At 58.4% G+C, this 20,703-nt stretch carries 15 protein-coding genes; 8 read left to right on the plus strand and 7 right to left on the minus strand.

From position 1 onward, the window contains the following. Window positions 1-17 precede the first annotated feature (17 nt). Entirely contained in the window at window positions 18-2,627 is a 2,610-nt protein-coding gene (locus tag BHW66_RS06850; RefSeq protein ID WP_046434613.1) for a DNA topoisomerase, read from the minus strand. A gap of 237 nt (window positions 2,628-2,864) precedes the next feature. Here BHW66_RS06850 and BHW66_RS06855 point away from each other — a divergent pair, with 237 nt between their 5' ends. Further along, complete coding sequence (locus tag BHW66_RS06855; protein ID WP_012419945.1) at window positions 2,865-3,302, plus strand: hypothetical protein; 438 nt, start codon at window positions 2,865-2,867, stop codon at window positions 3,300-3,302. Window positions 3,303-3,370: 68 nt separating this feature from the next. Here BHW66_RS06855 and cobA read toward each other — a convergent pair whose 3' ends face one another. Next, a complete protein-coding gene (gene cobA / locus BHW66_RS06860; protein WP_232051378.1) occupies window positions 3,371-4,942 on the minus strand; it encodes a uroporphyrinogen-III C-methyltransferase in 1,572 nt (523 codons plus the stop codon). Between the two features lie 162 nt (window positions 4,943-5,104). Between cobA and BHW66_RS06865 the strand changes: the two genes are divergently transcribed. Together BHW66_RS06865 and BHW66_RS06870 are read left to right on the plus strand one after the other, a co-directional pair. Next, complete coding sequence (locus BHW66_RS06865) at window positions 5,105-5,602, plus strand: DUF805 domain-containing protein (protein ID WP_046434389.1); 498 nt, start codon at window positions 5,105-5,107, stop codon at window positions 5,600-5,602. A gap of 416 nt (window positions 5,603-6,018) precedes the next feature. Continuing rightward, window positions 6,019-6,699, plus strand: coding sequence for a zinc metallopeptidase (locus BHW66_RS06870; protein WP_094140722.1), 681 nt, complete (start codon window positions 6,019-6,021; stop codon window positions 6,697-6,699). A 476-nt stretch (window positions 6,700-7,175) separates the two neighbouring features. Here BHW66_RS06870 and BHW66_RS06875 read toward each other — a convergent pair whose 3' ends face one another. The 5 genes from BHW66_RS06875 to BHW66_RS06895 all read right to left on the minus strand — a co-directional run bounded on the left by BHW66_RS06875 (window position 7,176) and on the right by BHW66_RS06895 (window position 15,186). Continuing rightward, entirely contained in the window at window positions 7,176-7,619 is a 444-nt protein-coding gene (locus tag BHW66_RS06875) for a hypothetical protein (RefSeq protein ID WP_046434387.1), read from the minus strand. A 48-nt stretch (window positions 7,620-7,667) separates the two neighbouring features. Further along, window positions 7,668-8,660: an autotransporter outer membrane beta-barrel domain-containing protein gene (locus tag BHW66_RS06880; RefSeq protein WP_286688984.1), complete on the minus strand. Its 993-nt coding sequence runs from the start codon at window positions 8,658-8,660 to the stop codon at window positions 7,668-7,670. Continuing rightward, a complete protein-coding gene (locus tag BHW66_RS06885) occupies window positions 8,620-10,707 on the minus strand; it encodes a hypothetical protein (RefSeq protein WP_286688981.1) in 2,088 nt (695 codons plus the stop codon). Before BHW66_RS06885 ends, BHW66_RS06880 begins: the two co-directional genes overlap by 41 nt. Before the next feature lie 180 nt (window positions 10,708-10,887). After that, a complete protein-coding gene (locus tag BHW66_RS06890) occupies window positions 10,888-14,025 on the minus strand; it encodes an efflux RND transporter permease subunit (RefSeq protein ID WP_046434381.1) in 3,138 nt (1,045 codons plus the stop codon). A gap of 6 nt (window positions 14,026-14,031) precedes the next feature. Further along, a complete protein-coding gene (locus tag BHW66_RS06895; protein WP_046434379.1) occupies window positions 14,032-15,186 on the minus strand; it encodes an efflux RND transporter periplasmic adaptor subunit in 1,155 nt (384 codons plus the stop codon). A gap of 296 nt (window positions 15,187-15,482) precedes the next feature. Here BHW66_RS06895 and BHW66_RS06900 point away from each other — a divergent pair, with 296 nt between their 5' ends. The 5 genes from BHW66_RS06900 to lpxI all read left to right on the plus strand — a co-directional run bounded on the left by BHW66_RS06900 (window position 15,483) and on the right by lpxI (window position 20,663). Then, on the plus strand, window positions 15,483-16,295 hold the full coding sequence (locus BHW66_RS06900; protein ID WP_215833661.1) for a MerR family DNA-binding transcriptional regulator: 813 nt from the start codon (window positions 15,483-15,485) through the stop codon (window positions 16,293-16,295). Window positions 16,296-16,479: 184 nt separating this feature from the next. Continuing rightward, window positions 16,480-17,481 carry a thiamine pyrophosphate-dependent dehydrogenase E1 component subunit alpha gene (locus tag BHW66_RS06905; RefSeq protein ID WP_232053480.1) on the plus strand — a complete coding sequence of 334 codons (1,002 nt, stop codon included), beginning with the start codon at window positions 16,480-16,482 and terminating at the stop codon, window positions 17,479-17,481. A 21-nt stretch (window positions 17,482-17,502) separates the two neighbouring features. After that, the gene (locus BHW66_RS06910; RefSeq protein WP_046434377.1) at window positions 17,503-18,477 is read left to right on the plus strand and encodes a transketolase C-terminal domain-containing protein; all 975 of its coding nucleotides are present in this window, start codon (window positions 17,503-17,505) and stop codon (window positions 18,475-18,477) included. An 18-nt stretch (window positions 18,478-18,495) separates the two neighbouring features. Next, on the plus strand, window positions 18,496-19,770 hold the full coding sequence (locus BHW66_RS06915) for a 2-oxo acid dehydrogenase subunit E2 (protein WP_046434376.1): 1,275 nt from the start codon (window positions 18,496-18,498) through the stop codon (window positions 19,768-19,770). A gap of 29 nt (window positions 19,771-19,799) precedes the next feature. Further along, entirely contained in the window at window positions 19,800-20,663 is an 864-nt protein-coding gene (gene lpxI, locus BHW66_RS06920; RefSeq protein WP_046434374.1) for a UDP-2,3-diacylglucosamine diphosphatase LpxI, read from the plus strand. Window positions 20,664-20,703: the final 40 nt, after the last annotated feature.

Genomic DNA, 20,703 nt, shown 5'->3' on the forward strand with positions numbered 1-20,703 from the left:
GAATGTTTCCGCTGCCGTTATTGCTTGCGCCCCTTTTTGGCAGCCCCCCCGGATTTGGAGTCTTTCCCGGCAGTTTTGGCGGCGGTCCGGCCCGTCTTCTCCGCCTTGCCTTCCGTTTTTCCGGCAGCGTTTTTAGCGGGATATTTCCTTTCCCGCGGCGGGAATTCAAAACCTATTTTCCCCGTCTTTGCATTGAAGACCAGATAAGCGTCAAACGGACGCTTGGTACGCTGCGAAATGAACCCCTTCATCAGATCGGATTTTCCTTCCGCCAAAATCTTCAATACCTGGTCCAGCGGGATTTCACGTCCCAAGATAGTCCGGGAAACGGAGACGGCGGCATGTTCCTTTCCAAGGGTCAGGGAAGGAATTTTCCAAGCCTTGGCCGTTTCCATCACATCATGCTCTCCCATGTCCGGAATGGCGACGGAAGCCACTTTCACGGCTTCCTCCACCCCTGCGGCTTCATCTTCCTCCCGCGCCGGGAAGTAAAGCGTGGCCCGGAATTTGTCGTTGAGTTCCAGCCCCGCCTCAAAGGGCTTGCCGAACCGGGAGGTAAATCCGTGGAGAATTCCCGTCCTGCCGTCCACAATAAGGGTCTTCAATTCTTCATCCGTCATGTCGCGGCCGGAGATAACTTTGCGGATGCTGAACTTGCAGGAACGGCAGGAAACGGCGTCCAGCGTGTTTTTCAGGCCGTGGGCATGGCAGGAAGGGCAGTCCAATTCCATTTCCGGCAGTTCCACCTGCTGCTGGGCTTCCCGGAAATCCTTCACCCTCTTCACGATTTCCCCGGTCAGGGTCTTAATGCCCTCCATGAAGGAATCCCTCGGCAGGGCGGCCTGTTCCATCTGCTTGAGCTTGTATTCCCATTCCCCGGTCAGGCTGGGGGAGGTGAGCGTTTTCAGGCCGATGCGTTCCAGCAGGGCAATCAGTTCAATCCCGCGGCGCGTCGCCAGAAGTTCGCGGCCGTCCCGGACGATGTATTCCTGGGAAATCAGCCCTTCAATGATGGAGGCGCGGGTGGCGGGAGTGCCCAGGCCGCGTTCGCTCATGGCGGCAGCCAGTTCTTCGTCATGCACCAGTTTTCCTGCCCCCTCCATGGCAGCCAGCAGCGTGGCTTCGTTGTACCGGGCGGGCGGCTTGGTCATGGCGTTGCGGATTTCAATCTCACGCAAGGCGGCCTGCTCCCCGTCGCGGACGGGCACCAGCTCCTCCTTGGAGGAAGTGCCGGCCTTCCGTCCGTAAACGGCCTGCCAGCCCGGCTCCACAAGCACCCGGCCCGTGGTCAGGAAAGCGTCCGTCACGCCGTCCTGGTGGGTAATGAGCGTGGTTCTCCGCGTGTCTTCAAACACGGCAGCGGGGAAGAAGACGGCCAGGAAACGGGCCATGACCATTTCCAAGAGTTTCTGCGCGTCCCCGGTAAGCTTCTCCATCTTCCCGGTCGGGATGATGGCAAAGTGGTCGCTCACCTTTTTTGTATCAAACACGCGCCGGTTGGGCTTGATGCGCTTGTTGTCCAAAATGTCCCTGGCAAAGGGGGCGAATTCCGGGTTCTGCTCCGCCACCGTGCCTACGATGCCGTAAACCTTGCCCAGATAATCTTCCGGCAGGTAGCGGGAGTCCGTACGCGGATAAGTGAGCACCTTGTGCTTTTCATAGCATTCCTGGGCCAGCTGCAGCGTGCGCTTGGCGGAAAAACCGTAGCGGTTGGCGGCTTCCCGCTGAAGGGAAGTCAGGTCATACAACAGCGGAGCGACCGTCGTGACCGGTTTCTTTTCTTCCGTCACCGTGCCGGCTTTTCCACGGCAGCGGTCGCGGATGACGGCCGCCTGTTCCGGATCCCAGATGCGCTCCGCGCGGGAGTGGGGATGATCGTTTTTCTTCCAGTCACGGTCAATCCAGCGGCCGGAGTAAGAGCCGGACTGAACGTCGAATTCGGCCCATACTTCCGAATAGGGCTCCGGTTCAAACGCCTGGATTTCCAATTCCCTCTGCGTCAGAATAGCCAGCGTGGGCGTCTGCACGCGCCCGGCGGGGGTGACGTTGAAGCCGCCGCGGGATTGCAGGATCGTCAGGGCGCGGGTGCTGTTCAGCCCCACCAGCCAGTCTGATTCGGAACGGCAGACGGCGGCATTCGTCAGGGGCTTCATGTCAGCTTCGCTGCGCATGCCATGCCATGCGTTGAGGATGGCCTCATCCGTCATGGACTGCATCCATAAGCGCCGCGTAGGCTTGGTCCATTTTCCGTAACGCACCAGATTGTGAAAGATCAGTTCCCCTTCACGCCCGGCATCGCATGCGTTGACGATTTCCGTGACGTCCTTGCTCCTGGCAAGCTGAAGAACCTTTTTCAAACGGTCTTCCGACTGCTTGATAGGTTCCAGTTCAAACTTCCTGGGGATGACGGGCAGATAGTCGAATTTCCACGGCAGGGACTTTCCTTCTTCCGTCATGGGTTTTTTCTGTTCCAGCAGATGACCTACGGCAGAGGTGATGATGGCCCGGTCATTCTGGTAAAATGCCCCGGACTTGTCCCGGGTGAATTTTCCAAGCTCTTTGCCGAGCACTCTCGCCAAATCAGTGGCGACGCTCGGCTTTTCTGCTATAATTAACGTTTTGGACATATCGGCGGCTCGGAAAAAAGTGCTGAACAATAAAAGCGACGCTGCCCGCACGGGAAAGGGGGCGTTGCATTTGGAGCTGAATTCCTACTCCCCTACCCCCCATGCTTGTCAATAACCAATTATGTATTTACGGGAAAAGCGCGCTTTTATGTCAAAATAACGGATTCCCTTATCTCCATTTTTCCGAAAAGCCGCTCTGCCACCTTGCCTGCCATCCGCTGCCGTGCTATTTACGGGATGATGAAAACTGGTTTTTCTTTCGTTCTTCTTCCTTCCTGCCTCGTGCTGCTGGCAGCCTGCTCCCCTGCACCGTCCGACCGCATTGCGAAGAATATGCCGGCTTATGAACAGCTCCCGAAGGAGCATCAGGCCAAAGTGGCGCGCGGGGAGCTGGAAAAAGGAATGTCTCCCATGGCGGTTCTGCTGGCATGGGGGGAACCCGAACAGAAAATGGCGGGCAGGATGAACGGGAAGAATACGGAACGGTGGATTTACACGCGGAGCGGCACGGGCTGGTCCCTGGGCCTGGGCGGAGGAGGATTCCGGGGCAGGGATTCCGGCATAGGCACCGGGATAGGCGTCACGATGCCCCTGGGCAGCCGCCCGCCCGTCTCCTGCAATGTCCTGTTTGAAGACGGGAAGGTCATCGGCTGGGAAGCCGTCAATGGCTTTTAAACGGCGTTCCCCGCCTTGTATTTCCCATCTGCCCGGCCCGGCGTTTCACGCCGTCCGCGCCGTTTTCCCTATTTGCCGGCGGCCTTGACGATGGCTTCCACCAGACCGTTGATATCGTGTGTTTTCGCTGTAATTGAAGGGGCATGCCCCAGCTCCTTGAGGGTTGCCGTGGTTACCGGACCGATGCTGGCGGCCCTGCATCCCTCCGGCCACGGAAGCCCCAGCTTGAAAAAGTTCTCCGCCGTGGAGGAACTGGTGAACGTCACGATGTCCGCTCCGCGTTCGCGGAAAGCCGCCTGGGCTCCCGCCACATCCTCCGTTTCCGCTTCCGTTTTGTAGGCGATGCATTCGTCCACAATGGCGCCCAGCGCATTCAACCCGTCGTAAATCACGCGGCGCGCTTCTTCTCCGCGCACCCACAGGAATGTGCTGTGTTCAATGGTTCCTATTTCTTCGCGTGCGTCCCTGAACGCTTTAACGAGGCCCTCCGCCACAAACTTTTTAGGCATGACATCCACGGCCAGCCCGTATTCCCGGAGCTTCGCCTCCGTCCCTGGCCCGATGGCCGCAATCCTGGCTCCTCCAATGCTCCGGATGTCCCTGTACACGGCAAAAAACGCCTGGAAGAAGCGTTCCACCCCGTTGGGGCTGGAAAACACCAGCCAGTCATATGTGTGGGCATGCACCACGCTTTCCGCAAATTCCCTCCTGTTGGAGGGCGGGGCAATGCGTATGACAGGCATCTCCAGCACTTCCGCCCCCAGGCGGCGCAGGCGCGCGCTCAATTCCCCGGCCTGGGCACGGGTGCGCGTCACCACGATGCGCTTGCCGAACAGGGGCAGTTTTTCAAACCAGTTCAGGGACTCGCGTTCTTTCACCACATCCCCGATTACAACTACTGCGGGAGCGCCCAACCCGGCCTTCTGCACCCTGGCGGGCAGTGTTTTCACAGTTCCCGTAACCGTGCGCTGAATGCCCGTGGTGGCCCACTGGACGGCGGCGGCAGGCACAGACGGTTCCTGCCCGTACCCGATCAGGGCTTCGCATACATCCGCCAGTTTCCGCATTCCCATCAGCATGACTTTCGTGCCCTGCGCCTCGGCTATTCCCCTCAAATCCAGGGAAGACGCCTTCTTGTTCTCGCCTTCATGGCCCGTAAATACGGTAAACTGCGTGCAGTACCCGCGGTGCGTCACCGGAATGCCTGCGTAGGCAGGCCCCGCAATGGCGGAAGTAACGCCCGGAACAACTTCAAAAGGGATGCCCGCTTCATGCAGGGCGTCCGCCTCCTCCCCCCCGCGCCCGAAGACGTAGGGGTCGCCCCCTTTCAGGCGCACCACTTTTTTCCCGGCACGGCCCAGCCTGACCAGCAGGGCGTTGATTTCCTCCTGCGGCAGGGCGTGGCGGGAAGCCCGCTTGCCCACAAAAATCCTTTCGCATGCAGCAGGAGCCCAGTTCAGCATTTCCGCCGAACTCAGCGCATCATATACCAGCACTTCCGCCATTCCCACCAGTTCCCGCCCGCGGACGGTTATCAGGCCGGGGTCGCCGGGACCCGCTCCAAGCAAATAGACAATACCCTGTTGCATGCCGCCATTCAACTCCACCATCCGCTTTTTGGCGACAAGAAACCCCGCCATGCCCGGATTCATTTCATTGATGGCTGAATTGTCACAAAACATCCATATATGTTGCTTTTCATAAAAAATATCTCCCCGCTATAAAACTTCACTGCATTTTAGCCTTGATAAGGAGGGTATTTCCCATTATTTAATAAAATTATTTAACTATTTTGAAAAAATATGGATCCTTTGCATTCTCCGACAGTAACTCTTGTTGAGCCTACCAAAAAAGAAAAAAGCACCCTCTTCAAACCATCTTTGTATGGAGGGCGTATGACGAGAAAACAATACTGGGTACGCTATTTCACATTTATCATGATAGGTAGAATTATATGTAATAGTTTCATAGAAACTGCATTTGACCTGACAGAATTTATTGTCTCCGTAATATTACTATTGTTGTTCGAGATATTCTACACCTTGCCTATTACAATAAAGCGTTACCATGATGCTGGGTATTCCGGCAGTTTAGCCGTATGGCTGGCGGTAATTAGTACAATAATGTTATTTCTTGCCATATTCACCTCGCCATCATCTGCTGTTGGTGTGTGCTCTTTATTGATGTGCATCATTCTTGGAATTGTCAATTTAGTTATCCTTTGTAAGGATTCCGAAATAGATGACAATAAATATGGTCCTTCCACCAAGTACCCGGATTTGGTTAAAAAGGAACAATAACCATTCCCGTCATAATTTCATTTTCTATTCTATCCTCTGTTCTGGAAATGGGATTTTTTCGATCAATCTACTTTGTAAATATCTTCTCCGCATCAACAAGAAAATCACGGACAGGAGTCCTAAAGTACCGGGTGGACTGCCGGTCCGAATCCCCCGCCGTGCGCAAAGTGGAGCTTTATTATTCTCCGGACGGCAAGCTCCTCTCTCAAAAAACGGATGATTGAATTCGCCGTTTTTCCGCACATTTCCGTATGACAGAAGCCGGGGAACTCCCCCCGGAGGCTGACACGGCGCCCTCTGGATTCAACAAAGCCTGATGATATAAGGTCAAATTTGCAATGATTGAGTTATTCAATATCGATCTCCTTTCCTATACGGTACAGACGGCGGAAACCGCCCCAACGCATTCCTATACCATTTACTGGTTGATTCTGCTGGGCTCCATGCTTCTGAGCTGGCTGGTCAGCGCGCGCATGAAGAGCCGCTTCAGCGAATATTCCCAGATTTCCATTCCCGTAACAGGGAGGCAGGTGGCGGAGCAGATGCTGAAGGACAACCATATTACGGACGTGAAAGTGATTTCCACGCCCGGCCATCTGACGGACCATTACAATCCGGCAGATAAAACCGTCAACCTGAGCGAGTCCGTTTACAATTCCAACAGCATTGCCGCCGCTGCCGTCGCCGCCCATGAAGTAGGGCATGCCGTACAGCATGCCCAGGCTTACCACTGGCTGGGCTTGCGGTCCGCGCTGGTTCCCATCGTCCAGCTCTCCTCCAATCTGGTGGGCATTGTGCTGATGATCGGCATTGTGCTGCTGGCCATGGGCGGCTCTCCGTGGGTGCTGGGGCTGGGCATTGGCCTGTTTGCCGTGACCACTGCCTTCGCGTTCATCACGCTTCCCGTGGAATTTGACGCCTCCGCCAGGGCCCTGAAATGGCTGGACCGCTCCCACCTGATGAACTATTTCGACCATGGAAGGGCCAAGAGCGCCCTGTTCTGGGCCGCCATGACTTATGTGGTAGGCGCGCTTTCCTCCCTGGCCATGCTGCTGTATTACGTGTTCATTTTCCTGAACGCCCGCGGCAGGGAATAATCCCGTGCCCTGCTGCGGAGGGAAACCCCGAGGCGTTCCGTCCGGAACTGTCCGGACTGCCTGGCCCGGCCGCCAGCCCACAAACTCCACTTGGGCGCATGCCGCACCGCGCACAGGGAAAATGGAAAAAACAAATGCCAGCGCCCCCGTGAGGCGATGGGATTTTTTCAAAAAAGCGCCGCCCTGTCAGGGCTTTTTACCTGACAGGGCGGTGCCGGTTTCCGGCTGTATGGCCAGAGCCGTTTCATATTCCACGTCAAGAAGAGAGCGCCATCCGGGGCCGGCAAAATATCGTCATCGTCCCGACGATCGCCCATCAATCAGAAAGGGGCGTCTCCCGCGGCCCGCGCGGAAAACGCCCCTCTCCTTACTTCCTTGATGACTTCAGGTTATTACTGAAGAATTGTTCTCGGAAACTCCGGGCCACACCGGCATTCACCCGGCAGGACACGGAGTTCCCTTATGGGCGGAGCCATTTATTGGTCAATGTAAAGGATCGTGCCGTCCGGAGTCAGCAGAATATCGTAATCGTCCAGATTGTCCATTACCTCCACCTTGTAACGGATGAGTTCTCCCTGCGTCACTTTGTCCGCCTCCCTGATTCTGCCGCCGGGGTACGGTTTCAGGGCGGCCGCGCGAACCGGCTCAGGAAGGGAAGATACCGCTATTTCTTCCTTCACCCGGACAATCTTTCCTTCAGGAGTCACTTTGACGTCAAATTCAAAACCGTTGATTTTGAACTCGGCCTCATAAAGTTTTCCTGACCCGCTGGCGTCCCATTCAATGAAGCCGGCCCTGGGCCAGGCGCCTTTAACGGCAGAGACGGCCGCGACGGGTACGGAGGATTCCGGAATATCCGCCCATGATGAAGGAATAGCCAGCGCCATGACGGCAAATATCACTTTCTTGCGTATATTCATGCTGAAATAATAGGATGATGTTTATAGTTGAGTTCCTCGAAGAGCCTTCTAAAAACTCCGGGCCACGCCGGCGTTGACGCGGTGGTACAGGGAGTTCCCCCTCGCTTCCAGGCTGTAGCCTCCGTACACGCTCCAGCGCTCATTGCACTGCAGGGACGTGTTGTACTCCGCGCGGAAACCGTGCCGTTCCGGGCTCACCGCCCTCCCCCTCCAGCTCATGTCGCTGTACGGGCTGTACACCGTTCCTTCCGGCACGTCCTGCAAGACGTCTCCCACGTAGGATACGCGCAGGGCCTGCGCCCACGGCCTTCCCTTCCATTCGTCCGTCCTGCCTATTTCCAGCCCCACGGGAATGGACAGGCGCTTCAGCGCCGCCCCTCCGAAATCACGCCCATACCCTCCCTGTTCCCGGAAAGCGTCCTGCCGGCCATGCGTGAATTCCACCCTCAGGAAGGGCGTCAGCCTCCATCCCCCGGCATAGTCCGCCGTCCGGGACACTTCCGCCTGCGCCAGCCACGTCTCATTGTTCCATTTGCCCGTAGAAGCCGGAGCTCCGCTTAGGCGGCTGGTCATTTTGTTGTTCGTCTCCGCCCACGTGAGGCTTCCCTTGAAGGTCCAGCGGGCGCGCCTGCTTTCTTCCAGCAGACGGCCCCAGTACAGGGAGCCCATCCGGGTGTCCTGCGTGTTCCGGCCCTGGAAGCCCCGGCTTTTGGCATGCCCGTAGAGCTGGCCGAAGGCGATCCCCCAGATGCCGTTGTCATGGCCGAACCCGCTGTCCGCCCCCACGGAGTAGCCGCCTCCGCTGTAGTCGTAGCCGTCCGCGCCTCCCCGGCTGCGCTGCCGGGCGAAGTCTCCCAGGCCCATGCCCCACAGGTCGCGGGCATGCTTGTCGGCCAGGCGGAAGACGTTCAGGCGGGAAAGGACATTGCCGCCCAGGGCCGCCGCGTTGGAGGCTGAGCTCCAGAGGGAGTTGAAGGCCAGTTCCCCAACCAGTTCCGGGTCAATGCTGCTGATGGGGGTTCCGTCCGCCTTCCAGACCAGCTGGAGCTGTTCGGCGTAGCCGTCTCCGTCGGCGTCCGTCCACCGGTGGCTCCAGGTTCCCGTGTAAGACGACTCCGTCAAAGTTTCCCTGAAGGGTGTGTTCCGCGTCCGTCAGCACGTGGAAGACGCGGTCCTGTTTCCAGGAGCGGTCCGCATAGAAGTACGGGGCGTTGGAGCCCGTGTCCGCCACGCCGATGAGGCCTCCGGCCGTGAAGGATTGAGCCGCGGAGAGCGTCAGGCCCGGCCCGGAGCCCGGCCCGGACTGGAGCTGGTGGCGCATGTCGAAGGTGAAGCCGCGGGAGAAGTCGGCGGTGTTGGCGTTGATGAAGGCGCTGTCACCCGGGCGCAGCACGGCGTCCCTGCCGGAGAGGGAGAAGGCGGCGGCGTTGGCCGTGCTTCCTCCGATGATTTCCAGCGTACCTTTTTCCACCGTCAGGGAAGAAGAGTCATTACCCAGATTCCGCATGTCTTCAAGATTCCTGCCGAAGACGGCGCCGTGTTCCAGCAGGAGGGTTCCTCCATAGAGGGTGGTGTCGGCCACGAAGTTGTTGTACCGGCTGGCAACGAGGTGGGCTTCTTCCCCCTGGTAGAGTTCGCTGCTGAAGATGATGGTTCCGTCCGTGTCGTGAATGTTCCCTTCCTCATCCGTGCAGCGGTTGAGCGTGAGGGTCATGGGGCAGTCGGAGTTTTCGCTCCGGCTGGTAATCGGGTCGTTGAAGCGGATTTCGCGCCCCTCCTCCGCGGCTAAGGCGAGACTGCCCTGTGTCTCTATAGCACTTTCGGGGATTGTTGCACCCGTAGTAAGGTGAATAGCATTGGCGACGCCGTTTTCCACAGAGAAGGTGCCGTCGTCATGGCGGGTGAAGACTCCCCCGGTCATGTTGCCGCTGAAAAGCACGTCTTTCGTCAGGGCGAGAAGGTCGAGTTTCCCTGCTAATTCAATGGCTCCTCCTGAGGTCTTGGCATAGTTGTTGATGAATGTTGCCCCATCGCTGAAAGAGATATCCCCACTAGAGCAAATCACGCCCCCCGAAGCTGTAGTGGAATTGCTGAAAGCATAATTGTTGATGAATGTAGCATTGGCTCCTACAGCTATTTCTTCATGAAATCCCATGCCAACAGAGCGATGGCGCGCGGAGTAGAATACGCCGCCAAAAGCTCCATTCAAATTACTGAAAGCATAATTGCCGATAAAGGTTGCATTGGCTCCCACAGTAGATTTTGCTTTGTTGGAGGTAATAACTCCTCCGATAGCTGACTTGGAAACGCTGGAAGCATAATTGCCGATAAAGAAGGAATTGTCTCCTACGGTTATTGTATTATCGTTACTATAAATAACCCCTCCTTCAGCTCTATTCAAATTACTGAAAGCATAATTGCCAGAGAAGACAGCATGATCTCCTATGGTGATCGGCGAAATTGAACTGTTTAACAATACCCCGCCACGGGCCGACCTGTTATCAACGCCTAGCACACAGTTGTTGGAAAAAATAACGCCGTCTCCTAACTTCAAAATCTCTCCACGATGAGAACTATATAACAGAGCAATGGCAATTCTATCGACATTATCTCTTCTGTTTTCTACGCAGTTACGGTCAAATTGTACCTTACCTTCTATCATTAACGAAGAAAAGGTCATACTCCGAGTTAGCTGGTTTACGGAACCACTCAGGATGATGGAATTCATTTCCAATGTTATGTCATTTAACCCTGCCCCGGAAAAATCATAAAGGACCTCCCTTTCTCCCAATCCTGCCAAATCAATGGTACGGAAAATACCCGGATCATTGGAACGGAAATTGACGGCTACCGGCAAGCCGGCGGTCAGCGAGGAATCGTCATTATGCAGAATGACGGTATCCCCGGAAGACAGCGCTCCGGAATCAGCCAGTTCCTGAAGCGTGTTATACACATGCTGCCCCGGGTTGGCTGCCTGGGCGGCGTCCACCACAAATTCCGCGCCGGAAGCGGCAGTCGCCATCGTTACGGAAAACAGAAGACGCCCCAGCAGGAAGCGGCGCAACGGCAATGGAAGAATAAGTCTCATATCTTTTAAAAAGAATCATTAATATCGGAAGGCCCGCTAAATAGCGGATTCGAAATACGCCCGTCAATAACCCTCGTGCACGGCATGCGGGAACTCCTACCGCAACAAGGCGGCAGGAGCCTTTCACGGCCCCTGCCATGGGGAAAACAAGCGTGCTCCGCCCCCCTATTCCGGCGGCGTTCACGAAAAGTTTCCCTCGGCGGGAATCCGGCCCTGGGCCTCTTCCGGATGAGCCGGGTTCCTCTTTCCGGCCGTCAGGCGGAAGAAGAGGGGCACCAGGAAGATGGCCAGCAGCGTGGCCGTAATGATGCCGCCCAGCACCCCGGTGCCCACGGCGCGCTGCGCACCGGACGCCGCCCCATGGGCGAACGCCAGCGGAACGACGCCCGCCCCGAACGCCAGGGAGGTCATCAGGATGGGCCGCAGGCGCAGTTTGGCGGCGGCGACGGCAGCTTCCGCCGCATTCATGCCTTCCCGGTAAAATTCCCTGGCCACTTCCACAATCAGAATGGTATTCTTGGCGGAAAGGCCAATGGTCGTAATCAGGCCCACTTTGAAGTAGATGTCATTGGGCATGTCGCGCAGGAAGACGGCCAGCAGGGCGCCAAGCAGCCCCAGGGGCACGACCAGAATAACCGCCAACGGAATGGACCAGCTTTCATACAGGGCCGCCAGCACCAGGAAAACAATCAGGATGGACAGAGCGAAAAGCAGCGTGGCCTGGGAACCGGCCAGCTTTTCTTCATAAGATTGCCCCGTCCATTCGAACCCCACGCCCTGCGGCAGGGAGGCGGTAATCTGTTCCAAAGCGTTCATGGCGTCTCCGCTGCTTTTGCCAGGCGCGGAAGAACCGTTGATAGTGAAGGAGGTATAGTTATTGTAGCGCGTGAGCTGCGGAGGCCCCGCCGTCCACCCCAGCCGGACGAAGGAGGAAAGGGGCAGAAGTTTCCCCTGGCCATTGCGGACATGAAGGTCCTCAATGTCGTTTCCGTTCAGGCGGCTTTTTCCGTCCGCCTGCACCATGATGCGGCGCACCTGGCCGTCATGCATGAAATCCCCCACATAGCTGGACCCGAACATGACGGCCAGCGAATTGCTGATCTCCGCCATGGGCACTCCCATGGAAAAGGCTTTTTCCCGGTCAATGGAGACATGCAGCCGCGGCGTATCCGCCTGGCCGGAGAAATAAACGCCCGCCAGATTGGGGTCTGCATTGGCGCGGGCCAGGAGTTCGTCCCGGGCTTCCGCCATGCGGTCATACCCCAGGCCGCCCTTGTCCTGAAGGCGGAAATCAAATCCGGACGAATTGCCCAGCTCCGGCAGGGCCGGCGCGTTCAGAGCCATGACCATCATCTGGCGGTCTCCGGCAAAGCGGGCGTTGACGCGGTCAATAATCGCCTGGGCGGAATTGTCTTCACCGGACCGCTCATCCCAGTTTTTCAGGCTGACAAACAGCATCGCCATGTTGGCGCCGGTGCCCATGAAGCTGAAGCCGCCCACGGAATAGGCGTATTCCACCGGCTCATGCCGCATCAGGTAGTTCTCCACTTCCCGCAGCCGCGTGCTGGTTTCCTTCTGAAGAGAGCCGGCAGGAAGGGACACTGTCACCATGAAGTTGCCCTGGTCTTCTTCCGGAAGGAAGGAAGTGGGCAGCGTCAGGTACAAATAGCCGGCCCCTGCAATAATGAGGGCATACAGGAACAGGGAGCGCACAGGGCGGCGGATCATTCCGGATACGGCACGGCCGTACCGGTCCGTGGACCGGTGTATCGTCCGGTTGAACCATCCGAAAAACCCTTTTTTCTCCTGGTGCTCCACGGAGGAGGGTTTCAGCATGGCGGCGCACAGCGCCGGAGTCAGGGAAAGGGCCAGAAACGCGGAGAAGGAGATGGACACAATGAGCGTTACGGCAAACTGCCGGTAGATGTTTCCCACCGCTCCGCTGAAAAAGGCCATAGGCACGAAAACCGCCACGAGCACGGCGGTGATGCCCACGATGGCCCCGCCGATCTGCTTCATGGCTTTCACCGTGGCGCGCCGGGCATCCAGGCCTTCCTCCATCATGATGCGTTCCACATTTTCCACCACCACGATGGCGTCATCCACCAGAATCCCGATGCTGAGCACCATGCCGAACATGGTAAGCATGTTGATGGAGAACCCGGAGAGCCACATCACGGCAAAAGTTCCCAGCAGGGCTACGGGAACGACGAGCGTGGGAATCAGGGTGGCCCGGAAGTTCTGGAGGAACAGGAACATGACCAGGAACACCAGCAGGACGGCTTCCAGCAGGGTTGAGATGACTTTCTGGATGGAGATTTCCACGAAGTGGGTGGTTTCATAGGGAATCTGGTAGGAGACTCCGGGCGGGAAATCCCTGGACAGTTCATCCATCTTGGCCTTGAGGAGGCCCATGGTTTCCACGGCATTGGAGCCGGGAGCCATCTTGATGGCCATTCCGGTGGCCGTCTGGCCGTTGCAGCGGGAAAAGAACGCGTAGCTGTTGGCGCCCAGCTCCACCCTCGCCACGTCCCCCAGTTTGACGGAGGAACCGTCTGAAAGCGTCCTCAACGCAATGGAGGCGAATTCCTCCGGCGTACGGAAAGCGTCCTCCGCTACCACGCCGGCGTTGATGGGGGCGGATTCGGGAACGGACGCCCCCCCGATGTCCCCGATGATGATGCGCTCGCTCTGGGCAGCCACGGCATTGACAATATCCGTGGGGGTCAGGCCCAGCGCCTCCAGTTTTTCCGGGGCCGGCCAGATGCGCATGGATGTCTCCGCACCGAAAAGCTCCACACGCCCGACGCCTTTCACACGCTTCAGTTCCGGGATGATGCGGGCGGAAGCCCATTCCCCCAGCTCCGTATCATTCAGGCTGCCTGTAGAAGAGAGAGAGATCATCGCCTGAATATTGTTGGATGATTTTTCCACGAACACGCCTTCTCTCCGGACGGATTCCGGCAGGCGGGATTCCACGATTTTCAGCCTGTTCTGCACTTCTACGGCGGCAATATCCGGATCCGTGCCCTGCGTGAACGTAGCGGCTATTTCCACGGCTCCGTCGGAGCTGCTGGTGGCGGACATGTACATCAGGCCGGGCGCTCCGTTGATTTCCTTTTCAATGACGGCGGTCACGGCTTCCTCCGTATCCTGGGCGGAAGCCCCCGGATATGTGGTGCGCAGGGTGATGACCGGGGGAGCAATGTCCGGATACTGGGCAATGGGCAGGCTGGGGATGGCCAGAAGGCCCATCAGGGAAATCAGGAGTGCGACTACCCAGGCAAAAATGGGGCGGCGTATGAAGAAATCAGGCATGGCGGTTTATTGCTGGGCATGGGGTTGCGGCCGGGCGGCGGCGCTGCGGACTTTCATGCCGGGGCGGAGGGACATCGTGTGGCTGACGGCAACCCTGTCCCCATCCCGGAGGCCTTCTGAAACCAGCCATTCCCGGCCGTTCAGCGTATCCGCCCTGACGGGGCGCGCTTCCAGCACTCCTTCCGGCCCCACAACAAAGACGGAAGCGCCCTGCGCGGTGCGGATGACGGCATCCCGGGGAATGGCGAAGACGTTGTCCCGCACCGCCCTGTCAAATACCACGCGCACATAGGCGCCGGGCAGCAGTTCATGGTCCGGGTTGGGGAACAGGGCCCGCATTTCAATAGTATCCGTATTCGGGTCCACCGCCATGTCGGAAAAAATGATCCTGCCGGAATGGGGGTATTCCTCCCCATTGGAGAGCAGCAGGCGCACCTTGATTTCGCCCAGCGGCACACCCTTCCACAATCCGGATACGACGGCGCGGCGCAGGCTGCTGTACTGGGAGGCCGGCTGGCTGAAGCGGACATAAATGGGGTCAATCTGTTCAATGGTGGTCAGGTGGGTGAATTCGTTCTGGTTGGCAAACGCCCCTTCCGTCACCAGGGCACGGCGCACGCGACCGGAGATGGGCGCCTCCACCCGGGTATATTCCAGATTCAGGCGCGCCTGCTCCAGAGAGGCGGCCGCGGCGGCATATTCCGCCCTGGCCCGTTCTTCCTCCGCCCTGGCCTGCTTATGCTCACGTATGCTGACGGCGCCCTTGGCGACCAGGGAGGAATACCGGGCGGCCTTGTCCTCCGCATCCGACAGAACGGCCCTGGCACGAGCCACTGCAGCCTTGCATTCATCCAGGACAGCCTGAAGCGGAGCCGGGTCTATTTTAAAAAGAAGATCGCCCGGCCGGACCGTCTGCCCTTCCTGATAGCAGCGTTCCTGAATAATTCCCGTCACGCGGGCGCGCACTTCCGCCTGGAGATACGCTTCCATACGGCCGGGAAGATTGGCGGTTACGGGAACCTGAGTACTGCGTACCGTCATGACAGACACTTCCGGCACGGTTTCGCCGGGAAATCCGCCTGCCTGGCTTTCACCCTCCCGCTGGCAGGAGAAGCAAACCACCAGCAGGGGCATGCAGAATAAAAGATTAATTATTTTCATCAGGAATCATGCTGTTTGGAACCTCAAGAAACCCCGGAACCGCACTTCCGACAAGACCGGGGATTTTTCAATTGCCATATGATGTAAAGTATCCCATAATGGGAGAGTCAAGAGGCAATGGAAAAATTAAGTGGGGAAGGTCTTTGTCATTTATTGTAAATTATTGACAATAAAAACCCTATAGATGACGGAAATAACTTCGTCTTCAGAAAGGTTTCTTCTGCGCGCAGCTCCCGTTGCCGCCGGGGCTCTTCCGGCGGAAACAATCAATTCCCTCCCACCAACCGCAATACAGGATGGACAAACAGAATTTACTAACCATCGGCAATCTGTCCAAACAGACCGGCGTACATGTCAAATCCCTCCGGTATTATGAACAACTGGGCATTTTGCTCCCGGCCTATACGGACCCGGACACCGGCTACCGTTACTACACTCTTTCCCAGATTCCCGTGGTGGATACCATCCGCGCCTGCATTTTCCTGGATATTCCCCTGAAGGAATTTACCGGCTTCCTGACCAGGGACCAGCGAAGGATCCATTATAAGAAACTTTTCTCCCACGGCACCATGCTGGCACACCGGAAAATCAGGGATATTCAGGAAAAGCTGCGCCTGCTGGAAAAATTCCGGAAACAGATGGACCGGGAAGAAGATCTTCTGCTTCATGGGGAACAGGCCATCCACGCATTGCCGGAAAAATACTGCTGGGTGGCGCCCTATGCGGGAAAACAGCATACTCCGGAATTTAACATCCTCATGACCCGCATCTTTGACGATATTGACCGCTGCCAGCTGCGGCTGGGCGCGGAAGCCGGCCTGCTTTCCTTCCACCGGAAAGCAGGGACGGAGCAGTTCCTGTATGTGGAGGTGGAAGCGGCCGGAAGAGACGCCCGGCGGATGAAGAAAATCATGCGTCTGCCCGCCGCCTCCTTTCTCTGCGCCATCAGGCAGGAAAGCGGCATTGCGGAGGCGCCCGGCGTTTTTCCGGACCTTTTTGCGCAGGAATATGATAAAATCATTATGGAGACGGAATTGTTTCCCGGAGATTACGATGTGGCAAATCCCAAATTCGAACTGAGATGCAGCCTGCCGCCGGGTGGGAAATGAATCCGGAAATTTCCGCGCATCCGCTGGCGGGAGCGGAAGATGCAAAAGCGCTCCCGCCAGCCGGGAACCGCCCCCCGCGAACCTCCGCCGCCCTGCGGAGCGGCCCCGCGCCTGCGGACACAAAGTCTCAGGCAGTTTCATGAAATGGCATTGCATTTCCTTATGCAGCATATAAAATAATGGGGTGGCACATTGCGACACTACACAACCGGACTTAAAGGAAAATGCCGTCAGGGCTTTCAAGGCCATGTTGCTGGCGCGGGCTTTTGACACCAAAATTTCCAGCCTTTACAAAGCGGGCAAAATTACGGGGGGCGTTTACCTGGGCCGCGGACATGAAGCGATTGCCGCATGCGGAGGCGTCTTTCTGACTGCCGGCTACGATGTAATCGCCCCGTTCATCCGGGAACAGGCGGCACGCGTCACCTGGGGGGAACCGATTATTGAAGCGGCACGCGCCTATCTGGGTTCCGCCCTGGGATATATGAAAGGGCGGGACGGCAACGTCCACCGGGGCCTGCCAGCGGAAGGCTATATGGCTCCCATCAGCCATCTGGGCAGCACGGTGGCTTTCGTCATCGGCTGCCTTTTCGCCAAGCGCCTGGACGGCAAACTGCCCGGCCCCGTGGGAGTAGCTTTCTGCGGCGACGGCACCACGTCCACGGGAGCTTTTCACGAAGCCGCCAATATGGCGAACGTGGAGCGGCTGCCTCTGGTGCTCGTGGTAACCAATAATCAATTTGCCTACTCCACCCCCAATATCAGGGAATTCGGAGAAGCCTCCCTGGCGGACAGGGGCCGCGGCTACGGATTCACCGTGCATGAAACGGACGGCACGGACTTCATGGCCACGCTGGAAACCTTCCGGACCGCCGTCAATAACGCGAGGGAAGGCCGGGGCCCCCAGTGGGTGCTTGCCAAGACCCTCCGCATGTGCGGGCACGGGGAACATGACGACGCCTCCTACATCCCCAGGGAACTGAAAGAGGAATATGAAAAAAAAGACCCCGTAGCAGTCGCGGAACGGCAGCTGCTGGCAGCCGGCTGGCTCACGCCGGAAGAAACGGCGGCTTTGAAAAAACAGTATGCCGATGAAGTCCAGCTGGCCGTAGCCACCGCGCAGCGGGAACCGGAACCGGACCCCTTCCGGGAAGACTGGAACGCCACGGTATGGAGACCTTATTAAGCCAGCAAACGGAATATTCCCATGAGCGTAACATACATTGATGCCATCCACGACGCCCAGAAAGACCTGCTTACGGAAGACAGGGACGTCTTTCTGTACGGGCAGGACATAGGCGTTTTCGGCGGCGCTTTCAAAGCGACCAAGGGCCTCAAGGAGCTATTCCCGGACCGGGTGATTGACGCCCCCATCAGTGAGGACGCCATGGCCGGCATGGTGACCGGGGCCGCCGTCATGGGCAAGAAGCCCATTATGGAAGTCCAGTTTGCCGACTTCAGCACGATCGCTTTCAACCAGATTGTCAACATGGCGGCCACCCATTACTACCGCACGGGCATTCCCGCCAACATCACGGTGCGCCTGCCCTGCGGGGGAACCCCCGGCACCGGCCCTTTCCACAGCCAGAGCCTGGAAGCCTTGTTCGCCCATTATCCGGGCCTGCACGTCATGACTCCGGCCACGGTAGCGGATGCCTACTGGATGCTGCGCCAGGCCGTGGAAATTCCGGACCCCGTCATTTTTCTGGAGCACAAGTTCCTGTACCGCTGGCTGAAGGCGGAGGACAACTACCGGGAAACCCCGGTCATCCCGTTCGGCACGGCCCGGATCGCCCGCACGGGGAAGCATGCCACCGTGGTGGCGTACAGCGCCATGGTGCCGGAAGCCGTGCGTGCGGCAGACCTGCTTGAGAAGGAAAGCGGCTATGAAGTGGAGGTCGTGGATCTTCGGACGGTGCGCCCGCTGGACATGGATACCGTTATCGCCTCCGTAGCGCGCACCGGCCGCGTCCTGGTCGTCGGGGAAGATTTTCCGTGGGGAGGCGTCACGGCGGAAGTTGTTTCACGCATTGTCGCGGAAGGCTTCCACCTGCTGGATGCCCCGCCCCAGAGGCTCAACGCACGGGATACCCCCATCCCCCAGCACCCCAACCTCTGGAAGGCGCACCGCCCCACGCTGGAATCCATTGCCGCCTCCATCCGCCATCTTCTATCCATTTGATTCAACCCAGTTTCCATCATGCCTAAAGTACCCATTCTGATGCCCCAGCTCGGGGATTCCATTGCGGAAGCCACTGTGCTGCGCCTGCTGGCGGCCCAGGGCGATACCGTAGAAGCCGACCAGGAAATCTTTGAGGTAGAAACCAACAAGGCCACCATGGGGGTCACCACCATGTGCGGCGGCATCCTGAGCGATGTGTTCATCAAGGAAGGGGAATCCGTCGTGGTCGGCGCCTGCATGGCCATGATTGAGGCCACGGAAGAGGAAATTGAGCGTTCCGGAGCGACTCCGGCCGGAGATTCCACCCAGCCGTCCCTTCCAGCCAGTCCGGAATCCGTTCCCCAGGCCGCGCCCTCCGCCCCTCCCCGGGAGGAAAAACCCGCAGGCGTCCACTTCGGGGTGACGGGGGAATCCTATCAGGAAAACGGAACGGACCTGAAAGTCCAGCCCAGCGTACGCGGCCTCCCCGTACCCGCCGGCATGAAGGGCGCGCACTACATGTCCCCCCGGATGAAGGCGCGCATGGATGAATTGGGCATGAGCGCCTCCGACATCGCTTTCATCTCCGGTTCCGGGGCGGGCGGACGCGTCACCATTGACGACCTGGAAGAATTCCTGGAATATGTCAGCCAATGGCCGCACCGCAAGGCCTCATCCATGCGGCTGGCCGTGGCGGACGCCATGCGCCGCAGCTGGACGCGTCCGCTGGCCTCCGCCGGGCGTCCCGTATTCATGGACCCCCTCATCAAGCACAGGCAAAATTCCCCGCTGCGGCCCGGCATCACCCTGTACTTTGCCCGCGCCCTGGCCCTGGCCCTGGCGGAAAGCCCGGAATGCGCCGGCTACCTGGTGGGGGAAAACATTCTTTCTCCCAAAACAATTGACATCGGCATCGCCGCCCAGGTGGCGGACGGCGTCATGGTTCCCGTGCTGCGCCGCGTGAACGAACGGACGATGGAAGAACTTCTGGAAGACTATAACAGGCTGATTGCCCAGGCGCGCCGCCGCAGGCTGGCTCCGGAAGACAGCACGGGCGGCATCGCCACGGTCACCAACTTCGGCGGCTTCGGCCTCACCTTTGCCGCGCCCATGCCCATGCCCAGCGAATCCATTATCCTGGGGGTGGGGGCCGTCACCAAAACCCCGGTCTGGAGTGACGAAGTGGAGGCGTTTATCCCCATCTCCAAGGCCAACATCGTGGCTACGGGAGACCACCGCGTGGTGGACGGAGCGGACATCGGCCGCCTGCTCAAGCGCGTGGCGGAATTGCTCCAGCGCCCGGAATACCTGTAACCAGCCCCGTTCCCCCAGCTTCACGCCGCATGACAACAGACCCGCCCGTATTAGGCCTGGTAGCCGGAGACGGCGTTTATCCGGAATATATTGTCCGGGGCGCACGCCGCCGGATGCCGGAATTGCGTATCGTGGCCGTAGGGTTCAAGGGGGAAACCAACCCCGCCGTCATCCCCCTGTGCGACGCTTACCAGGAATTCAGCGTGGGCCAGATAAGCAAGCCGTTCACTTTCCTGAAAAAGCACGGCGTAAGGAACGTCATCATGGCCGGCGGCATCAATCCGAAGAACATTCTTTCCCTCCGTCCGGACCTTCGCGCCCTTTCCGTATTGATGCGCATGCCGGAAAAAAATGCGGACTCCCTGCTTGGGGCCGTCATCACGGAAGCGGAAAAGGAAGGCTTCACCATCCTCCCGGCCTCCACCTACATGGAGGAGCACATGCCGCAGCCGGGGCATATCGCCGGACCGCCTCCCACGCCTGAACAATGGGAGGATGCCCGCTTCGGCATGCAGACGGCCAAGGAAATCAGCCGTCTCCACATCGGGCAGTCCGTCATCGTGCACGGCGGCACCGTCATCGCCGTGGAAGCGATTGAAGGCACCAACAACTGCATACGCCGCGGAGGGGAACTGGGCAACGGCAAACCGGCCACGCTGGCCAAAGTGGCCCGCCTGGGGCATGACATGCGCTTTGATATCCCGACAGTCGGCCCCGTCACCATTGAAACGTGCGCGGAATGCGGCGTCAGGCAAATCGCCCTGGAAGCGGGCAAAACCATCTTGCTGGAACGCGACCGGGTGGAGGAATTATGCAAAAGGCATAAAATCAGCCTGCATGCCCTCCAGCCCGTGGAACAGGACACCCCTTCCCCGGAAAACCGGCCCGCATAAAAATCCCCTCGTCCGGAAATCCGGACAAGGGGAGGTCATC

Origin of the sequence: Akkermansia sp. 54_46 (assembly GCF_001917295.1) — a bacterium.
Lineage (GTDB): Bacteria > Verrucomicrobiota > Verrucomicrobiia > Verrucomicrobiales > Akkermansiaceae > Akkermansia > Akkermansia muciniphila.

What these genes read in the sequence shown, in the direction of transcription:
- BHW66_RS06900 (WP_215833661.1), top strand. Translation starts at nt 15,483, where the DNA reads ATGGACAAACAGAATTTACTAACCATCGGCAATCTGTCCAAACAGACC.
- BHW66_RS06850 (WP_046434613.1), bottom strand. Translation starts at nt 2,627, where the DNA reads ATGTCCAAAACGTTAATTATAGCAGAAAAGCCGAGCGTCGCCACTGAT.
- BHW66_RS06865 (WP_046434389.1), top strand. Translation starts at nt 5,105, where the DNA reads ATGGATCCTTTGCATTCTCCGACAGTAACTCTTGTTGAGCCTACCAAA.
- BHW66_RS06855 (WP_012419945.1), top strand. Translation starts at nt 2,865, where the DNA reads ATGATGAAAACTGGTTTTTCTTTCGTTCTTCTTCCTTCCTGCCTCGTG.
- BHW66_RS06910 (WP_046434377.1), top strand. Translation starts at nt 17,503, where the DNA reads ATGAGCGTAACATACATTGATGCCATCCACGACGCCCAGAAAGACCTG.
- BHW66_RS06915 (WP_046434376.1), top strand. Translation starts at nt 18,496, where the DNA reads ATGCCTAAAGTACCCATTCTGATGCCCCAGCTCGGGGATTCCATTGCG.
- BHW66_RS06890 (WP_046434381.1), bottom strand. Translation starts at nt 14,025, where the DNA reads ATGCCTGATTTCTTCATACGCCGCCCCATTTTTGCCTGGGTAGTCGCA.
- BHW66_RS06895 (WP_046434379.1), bottom strand. Translation starts at nt 15,186, where the DNA reads ATGAAAATAATTAATCTTTTATTCTGCATGCCCCTGCTGGTGGTTTGC.
- BHW66_RS06875 (WP_046434387.1), bottom strand. Translation starts at nt 7,619, where the DNA reads ATGAATATACGCAAGAAAGTGATATTTGCCGTCATGGCGCTGGCTATT.
- lpxI (WP_046434374.1), top strand. Translation starts at nt 19,800, where the DNA reads ATGACAACAGACCCGCCCGTATTAGGCCTGGTAGCCGGAGACGGCGTT.
- BHW66_RS06885 (WP_286688981.1), bottom strand. Translation starts at nt 10,707, where the DNA reads ATGAGACTTATTCTTCCATTGCCGTTGCGCCGCTTCCTGCTGGGGCGT.
- cobA (WP_232051378.1), bottom strand. Translation starts at nt 4,942, where the DNA reads ATGGCGGGGTTTCTTGTCGCCAAAAAGCGGATGGTGGAGTTGAATGGC.